Origin of the sequence: Halomonas sp. LBP4, assembly GCF_003202205.1 — a bacterium.
GTDB classification, from domain to species: domain Bacteria; phylum Pseudomonadota; class Gammaproteobacteria; order Pseudomonadales; family Halomonadaceae; genus Halomonas; species Halomonas flagellata.
In genome coordinates, this window is sequence record NZ_PDOG01000052.1 from 1 (window position 1) to 580 (window position 580).

Sequence of the window (580 nt, forward strand, 5' to 3'; positions counted from 1 at the left end):
TTGCTCTGGCCGATCAGGTAATTCATTGTGAGCACTTGCCGACAGCCGGTGACGTCGTCGGTAAGGAGGTGATCCAGCCGCAGGTTCCCCTACGGCTACCTTGTTACGACTTCACCCCAGTCATGAACCACACCGTGGTGATCGCTCCCCCGAAGGTTAAGCTAACCACTTCTGGTGCAGTCCACTCCCATGGTGTGACGGGCGGTGTGTACAAGGCCCGGGAACGTATTCACCGTGACATTCTGATTCACGATTACTAGCGATTCCGACTTCACGGAGTCGAGTTGCAGACTCCGATCCGGACTGAGACCGGCTTTTCGGGATTGGCTCCACCTCGCGGCTTCGCAACCCTTTGTACCGACCATTGTAGCACGTGTGTAGCCCTACCCGTAAGGGCCATGATGACTTGACGTCGTCCCCACCTTCCTCCGGTTTGTCACCGGCAGTCTCCCTAGAGTTCCCGACCGAATCGCTGGCAAATAGGGACAAGGGTTGCGCTCGTTACGGGACTTAACCCAACATTTCACAACACGAGCTGACGACAGCCATGCAGCACCTGTCACTCGGCTCCCGAAGGCAC

At 57.1% G+C, this 580-nt stretch carries 1 rRNA gene; it reads right to left on the bottom strand.

Features of this window, described 5'->3' with window-relative positions:
• Positions 1 to 61: 61 nt before the first annotated feature.
• A 16S ribosomal RNA gene (locus tag CR157_RS22105) occupies positions 62 to 580 on the bottom strand; the annotation flags it as partial.